This window comes from Streptomyces fuscigenes (assembly GCF_021556455.1).
Lineage (GTDB): Bacteria > Actinomycetota > Actinomycetes > Streptomycetales > Streptomycetaceae > Streptomyces > Streptomyces fuscigenes.
On sequence record NZ_JAKGCV010000318.1, the window covers coordinates 1 to 6,384 of the forward strand.

A 6,384-nucleotide genomic window follows, 5' to 3' on the forward strand; every position below is an offset into this window, starting at 1 on the left:
TCCGGCGGCGCCGCGCGACGGGGCGCCCCCACCGTGCGGCGCCCCACGGCACCGCACCGGGCCGCGCGCGCCACGCCGCGTCCCGGCCGGAGCGCCGGACAGCGCAGCAGTCCCGTTCGTCTCGGGCCGTCCCCCGGGTCGTGCAGCCCACACCCATCCCAAATCCCCGCCGCCGGTGAGCGCCACGGCCGGCGAGGGTGCCCCTTTGAACCTTGGGAGCAGGCATCATGACCCCCTCATCACTCGCCACAACCCCGGCCGAGGAAGCGGGCGAGGGCTCGCGCCCCCCGGCCCGCCCGTCCCGGCTCGACCGCTACTTCGACATCTCGGCCCGCCACTCCACGCTCGCCCGTGAAGTGCGCGGCGGCATGACCACGTTCATGGCCATGGCGTACATCCTGCTGCTCAACCCGCTGATCCTGTCCGGGCGGGACGTCGCGGGCGACACGCTCGGCCAGAAGGCGCTGATCACGGCCACGGCCACCGGCGCGGCCTTCACCACGCTGCTGATGGGCCTCGTCGGCAGGGCGCCGCTCGCGCTCGCCGCCGGGCTCTCCGTCTCCAGCGTCGTCTCGACCCAGGTCGTACCGGTGATGACGTGGCCGCAGGCGTTCGGCATGTGCGTCATGTACGGCCTCGTGATCATCCTGCTCGTCGTCACGGGCCTGCGGGAGCGCGTCATGAACGCCATCCCGCTGCCGCTCAAGCACGCGATCACGATGGGCATCGGGATGTTCATCGCCCTCATCGGGCTGGTCAAGGCCGGCTTCGTGCATCCCGCCCACGGCGGCAACCCGCTGTCGCTCGGCCCGGCCGGCCAGCTCGCCGGCTGGCCCGTGCTGATCTTCTGCGTCACCCTGCTGGCGATCTTCATGCTGCAGGCCCGCCGGGTCCCCGGAGCCATCCTCATAGGCATCGTCGCGGGCACCGTCGTCGCCGTCGTGCTGAACGCGACCGGCGTGGTGGACCCGAAGCAGTGGGGCAGCGGTGCGCCCGCCCTGCACGGCAGCGCGGTGTCCATGCCGGACTTCTCCCTCTTCGGCGACCTGCGCTTCGGCGGCTGGGGACAGGTCGGCGCACTGAGCGTCGGCATGATCGTCTTCACGCTGGTGCTCGCCGGGTTCTTCGACGCCATCGCCACCATCATCGGCGTCGGCAACGAGGCCCGGCTCGTGGACTCCGAGGGCCGGATGCCGGGCCTGTCCAAGGCCCTGTTCATCGACGGCACCGGCGGTGTCGTCGGCGGAGTGGTCGGCGGCTCGGGCCAGACGGTCTTCGTCGAATCGGCGACCGGCGTCGGCGAGGGCGCGAGGACCGGACTCGCCTCGGTCGTCACCGGACTCCTCTTCGCCGCCTGCCTGTTCTTCACCCCGCTCACGCGCATCGTGCCCGGGGAGGTGGCCGCCGCGGCGCTCGTCGTCATCGGCGCGATGATGATGCAGAACGCGCGCTTCGTCGACTGGAGCGACCGCGCCGTCGCGCTGCCCACCTTCCTGACCGTGGTGCTGATGCCCTTCACGTACTCCATCACCGCCGGGGTGGCCGCGGGCACCGTCTCGTACGTCGCCATCCGGGTCGCCCAGTCGAAGGCCAGGGAGATCGGGCCCTTCATGTGGGGACTGACCGTGATCTTCGTCGTCTTCTACGCGCTCCATCCCCTCGAGTCGTGGCTCGGCGTGTCCTGACGCGCGCCCGCGACTTCCGCACAGCCGAAGGAGAAGCACCATGCTGGACATCGCCGAGCAACTGCACCGGTGGGCCCGGCAGGGGCGCGAGTTCGCCGTCGCCACGGTCGTGGCGGTCGGCGGCAGCGCGCCCCGCCTGCCGGGCGCGGCGCTCGCCGTCGACCGGGACGGGACGGCCCTCGGGTCCGTGTCGGGCGGCTGCGTCGAAGGGGCCGTCTACGAGCTCGCCGCCGAGTCGCTCACGACCGGCACCCCCGTCCTGCGGCAGTTCGGCTTCAGCGACGACGACGCCTTCGCGGCCGGACTGACCTGCGGCGGCGTCATCGACGTCCTGGTCACTCCGGTCCGCTCGGACGCGCCGGCGCGGGCCGCCCTCGCCGCCGCTCTCGCCGCCGCCGCGGCGGGGGAGGCGGCGGCGGTGGTCCGCGTCGCCGACGGCCCGGCCGAACTGCTCGGCGGCGCCCTGTTCGTACGCCCCGACGGCACGTGCCGGGGCACGTTGGGCGGCCACCCTGAACTGGACCGCACGGCCCGCGGGGAGGCGCTCGCGCTGCTCGGCGCCGGCCGGACCGGCACCGTCGGGATCGGCGCCGACGGCTCGCGCTGCGGACGTCCGGTGACGCTGTTCGTCGAGTCGAGCGTGCCGCCGCCGCGGATGATCGTCTTCGGGGCCATCGACTTCGCGGCGGCGCTGGTGCGCGCGGGCAAGTTCCTGGGCCACCACGTCACCGTCTGCGACGCGCGTCCCGTCTTCGCGACCCGCGCGCGCTTCCCGGAGGCCGACGAGGTCGTCGTCGACTGGCCGCACCGCTACCTCCGGGCCACCCGCACCGACCACCGGAGCATCCTGTGCGTGCTCACGCACGACGCCAAGTTCGACGTGCCGCTGCTGGAGGTCGCCCTGCGGCTGCCCGTCGCGTACGTCGGGGCGATGGGGTCGCGGCGCACCCACGAGGACCGCGCAGGGCGGCTGCGCGAGGCCGGGCTCGGCGAAGCGGAGATCGCGGCGCTGCGCTCGCCGATCGGCCTGGACCTCGGAGCACGCACGCCGGAGGAGACCGCCCTGTCGATCGCGGCCGAGATCGTCGCCGTACGCCACGGCGGCACCGGCAGGCCGCTCGCGGGCGCGGCCGTGCCGATCCACCGCGACCTGCCCGGGCCCCTTCCGGCGAAGGCGGCGGCCCGATGATCCGACCGGAGCGGCGGTCGTTCCGAACGGCCGGGCGTACCGGATCCCTTGGGGCGTCTGGATGCGTGCAAGGGGTGTTGCGTACGAGGTGCCGTGCGCGGGGGCGTGTGCGCCGGGATTGCGACTGTTGCGCAAATGTCTGGATTCCGTAACCCGTTCCGGGACTTTTCCCCACCGCGGTGCCCGGTCGCGCACAGTGTGACCGCGCCCGGCGTCGGCCGGGCACAGGCACTGTCGGCACCCGTGGGGGGTGCCGTATGCAGGAGGTTTTCATGTTCCGTTCCGCTCCTCGCTCCGCCGCGGTCCTTCTCGGCGCCGCCGTCGTCACGGCGTCGGCCGTCCTCCCGGCGGCCGCCGCCGGGCACGCGCCCGCCCACCGCGCGCCGCACTCGTCCGTGGTCGTGGGGGCCGTCCAGTACGACAGCCCCGGACGCGACGACCGCTCCAACAGGAGCCTCAACGGAGAGTGGGTCACCGTCACCAACACCGGCCGCAAGGCGGTCAACCTCAAGAACTGGACGCTCGCCAAGGACAGCAGGAACGTGTACCGGTTCAGGAACCTGCTGCTCGCGGGCCACTCGTCGGTGCGCGTGCACACCGGCGTCGGCCGCGACACCCGCCGCGACGTCTACCAGGACAGCCGCCACTACATCTGGGACAACAAGGACACCGCGACCCTGCGCGACGACCACCGGCGCCTGGTCGACGCCAAGCACTGGTCCGGCAAGCGCGAGCGCTGAGACCGGGCGGCCCGCGGCCCGGCCGGCCGCAGGGCCCGCCGCACCGGCCGACGTCCGGTCACCTTGCCCGACACGGCGTCACCGGGGCTGAGTGCTCTCCCTGCGCGCCGTCGTCCCTCCCCGGACGGCGGCGCGCAGTGCTGTGCCGTGCGGGGTGTGTGCGGGGCGCGGGGCGCGGGCGCGGAGTACGGGGATTCCGCGTGCGGGGGCGCGGAGGCGGAGCCGGGAACCGGCTGCGGGCGCGGGCGGCGAGGCCGTGGGGCGCTCGCGGCCGGGGAGGCCGTTCCGCGCCGTGACCCCCCACGGGCACGGCGCGGAACGGAGACGGCACCCCGTCGTGGGAGCGCTCCCGGGGAGTGTCCCGCGCGCGTTCGCCGAGGGCAAGGGGCCGCGCGCGATCCACAGGCGCGGAGTCGGGGCCCGCGGCGGCCGGGGCGCGGTCCGCCACGGCGGCGCAGCCCGCCGCCTCCGGTTCCTGACGGCCCGTCAACTTCCGTTTGGCCCCGGTGCCCGATTTCACTATCATCCGGCGATGATCATAAGTAAACGGCCGGCGGTCGCCGCGTGCGCGCTGCTGGCCGCCGTGACCCTCGGGCTCCTCACCCCCACGACCGCCCTCGCCGACGACGGGTCCAGCGCCACGGCGGCGGACACGCCCACCGCGAAGGTCGACCTCGTCCTCGACGTCAGCGGTTCGATGAGCACCCGCGACATCGACGGGCAGACCCGGATGACGGCCGCGAAGCAGGCGTTCGACCAGGTGCTCGACGGCGTCCCGCAGGGGGTCGACCTCGGCATCCGCACCCTCGGTGCCACCTACCCCGGCAAGAGCCTCAAGCTCGGCTGCAAGGACACCAAGCAGTTGTACCCCGTCGGCCCGCTCGACCGCGACGAGGCCAAGACCGCCGTCGGCACGCTGGAGCCCACCGGCTGGACCCCCATCGGACCCGCGCTGCTGGCCGCCGCGGACGACGTCTCCGGCGGCGCGGGCAGCCGGCGCATCGTCCTCATCAGCGACGGCGAGGACACCTGCGCGGCCGACCCGTGCGACGTGGCCCGGGAGATCGCCGCCAAGGGCATCCACCTGACCATCGACACCCTGGGCCTGGTGCCGGACGCCAAGACGCAGGCGCAGCTGTCCTGCATCGCGGAGGCGACGGGCGGCACGTACACCGCCGTCAAGCACCGGGCCGAACTGTCCGGCCGCGTCGGCCAGCTGGTCCACCGGGCCGCCGACCCGGTCGCCACCCCCGTGGCCACGAGCGGCGCGGGCGACTGCTCGGCCGCGCCGGAGCTGAAGCCCGGCCTCTACAGCGACCGCGAGGAGTTCGCGCAGCACCGCTGGTACCGGGTCGCCGTGGCGCCGGGCCAGGAGCTGCGCGCCTCCGTGAGCGTCTCCGACGACCGGCCCGTCGACCCGGACTACGGGGTGCTGCTGCGCGCGGTCACCACGCACGGCCGGGAGATCGTACGCGGCCAGGAGGCCGGCAGCGGCCGCACCGACGTCATCTCGACGGGGCTTCGCTACCCGAAGCCCGAGGCGGACTCGTCCTCGGACGACGCCCCCGCGCCCGCGGAGACCGTCTGCCTGGAGGTCAGCACCTCCTACTCGGCCCCCGCCTCGGTCAAGAAGTCGCCCGGCCTGCCCGTCGAACTGGCGGTCAACCTGGTCGACGCGCCCCACGACGCCTCGGACGCCGCGTCGTTCGGGCTCGGGCGCGGCTGGTGGCTCATCGGCGCGCTGATCGTCATCGGCTTCCTGGCCGGTGTCGTGTGGGGCTGGCTGTCGCGGTGGCGGCTGGCGATCTGGAGGTCGAACTGATGCGGGCGGTACGGATCGGCGCGGGGCTGCTCCTCGCGGCATCGGCGGCACTGCTGGGAGCCGCGGGGACGGCGTCGGCCGACGCGTCGCCGTCGCCGAGCGCTTCGGACGGCGACGGCGCGGGCCCCACCGAGGCCGGCACGTCCTTCCGGACGGCGCAGCTGTTCCAGGCGGGCCAGGAGGCCACGGCCGACGCGTCGTCGGGCGACTACCTATACTGGCGCGTCCCGGTCGACGCGGGACAGCGGCCGGCCGTCACGGCCGAGGTGTCCTTCCCCGACTCGTCGGCGCGCCGGGGGGCCACGACGTGGCAGGTCGACGTGTACGACGGGCTGCGGCGGCGGCAGCCGTGCATGTACGGCACGCAGACGAGGACGCTCGCCCCCGACCAGGACTCCGTCGAACTGCGGTGCACGCTGCGCACCGTGCGGGCGTGGGCGCAGCCGTGGTCGAACGACCCGCTGCCGGGCGACTACTACATCCGCGTCACGGCGGTCGGGGCCGGGCAGTCCGACCTGGGCCTGCCGATGGCGGCGAAGGTCTCCGTCGACGCGCCCTCGCAGGGCGGCGCGTTCGCGGTGGGCGGCAAGCTGGCCGCCCCGCTGGTGCCGGGAGCGAAGGCCTCCGACGACGGCTCCGGTGCGGAGGCCGACGACTCCACCGCCTCGGCCGACGACGGCTCCGGGGACGGGTCCGACGCCTCGTCAGCGCCTACCGCGGCCACCGTGGTCCAGGCGGACGACGAGCCCGACGGCGGCTGGTCGTCCGGCTGGTGGACCGACCGTTGGCTGTGGACCGGGGGCGGCGCCGTGGGCGCCGCGCTCGCGGGAGTCGGCGGCTACCACGTCACCCGGCCCCGCCGCCGGGCCGTCCCGCCGCCGCAGTACTGACGCGCCGCTCCCGCCGCCGTACCGGGACGCGCCACCGCCGCCGGGCACACGGGCCCGG

At 74.7% G+C, this 6,384-nt stretch carries 5 protein-coding genes; all 5 read left to right on the forward strand.

All coding sequences use genetic code 11. From position 1 onward, the window contains the following. The first annotated feature begins 227 nt into the window (after positions 1 to 227). The 5 genes from L1885_RS21100 to L1885_RS21120 all read left to right on the forward strand — a co-directional run bounded on the left by L1885_RS21100 (position 228) and on the right by L1885_RS21120 (position 6,326). Positions 228 to 1,685 (forward strand): NCS2 family permease, encoded by a 1,458-nt coding sequence (locus L1885_RS21100; RefSeq protein WP_235798735.1) that lies wholly within the window; start codon positions 228 to 230, stop codon positions 1,683 to 1,685. Positions 1,686 to 1,725: 40 nt separating this feature from the next. Continuing rightward, on the forward strand, positions 1,726 to 2,874 hold the full coding sequence (locus tag L1885_RS21105) for an XdhC family protein (RefSeq protein WP_235798736.1): 1,149 nt from the start codon (positions 1,726 to 1,728) through the stop codon (positions 2,872 to 2,874). 272 nt (positions 2,875 to 3,146) lie between these two features. After that, positions 3,147 to 3,614, forward strand: a complete 468-nt coding sequence (locus L1885_RS21110; RefSeq protein WP_235798737.1) for a lamin tail domain-containing protein — start codon at positions 3,147 to 3,149, stop codon at positions 3,612 to 3,614. A 532-nt stretch (positions 3,615 to 4,146) separates the two neighbouring features. Next, complete coding sequence (locus L1885_RS21115) at positions 4,147 to 5,436, forward strand: VWA domain-containing protein (protein WP_235798738.1); 1,290 nt, start codon at positions 4,147 to 4,149, stop codon at positions 5,434 to 5,436. After that, positions 5,436 to 6,326, forward strand: coding sequence for a hypothetical protein (locus L1885_RS21120; RefSeq protein WP_235798739.1), 891 nt, complete (start codon positions 5,436 to 5,438; stop codon positions 6,324 to 6,326). The genes L1885_RS21115 and L1885_RS21120 overlap by 1 nt, the downstream gene beginning before the upstream one ends. The last annotated feature ends 58 nt before the right edge of the window (positions 6,327 to 6,384 follow it).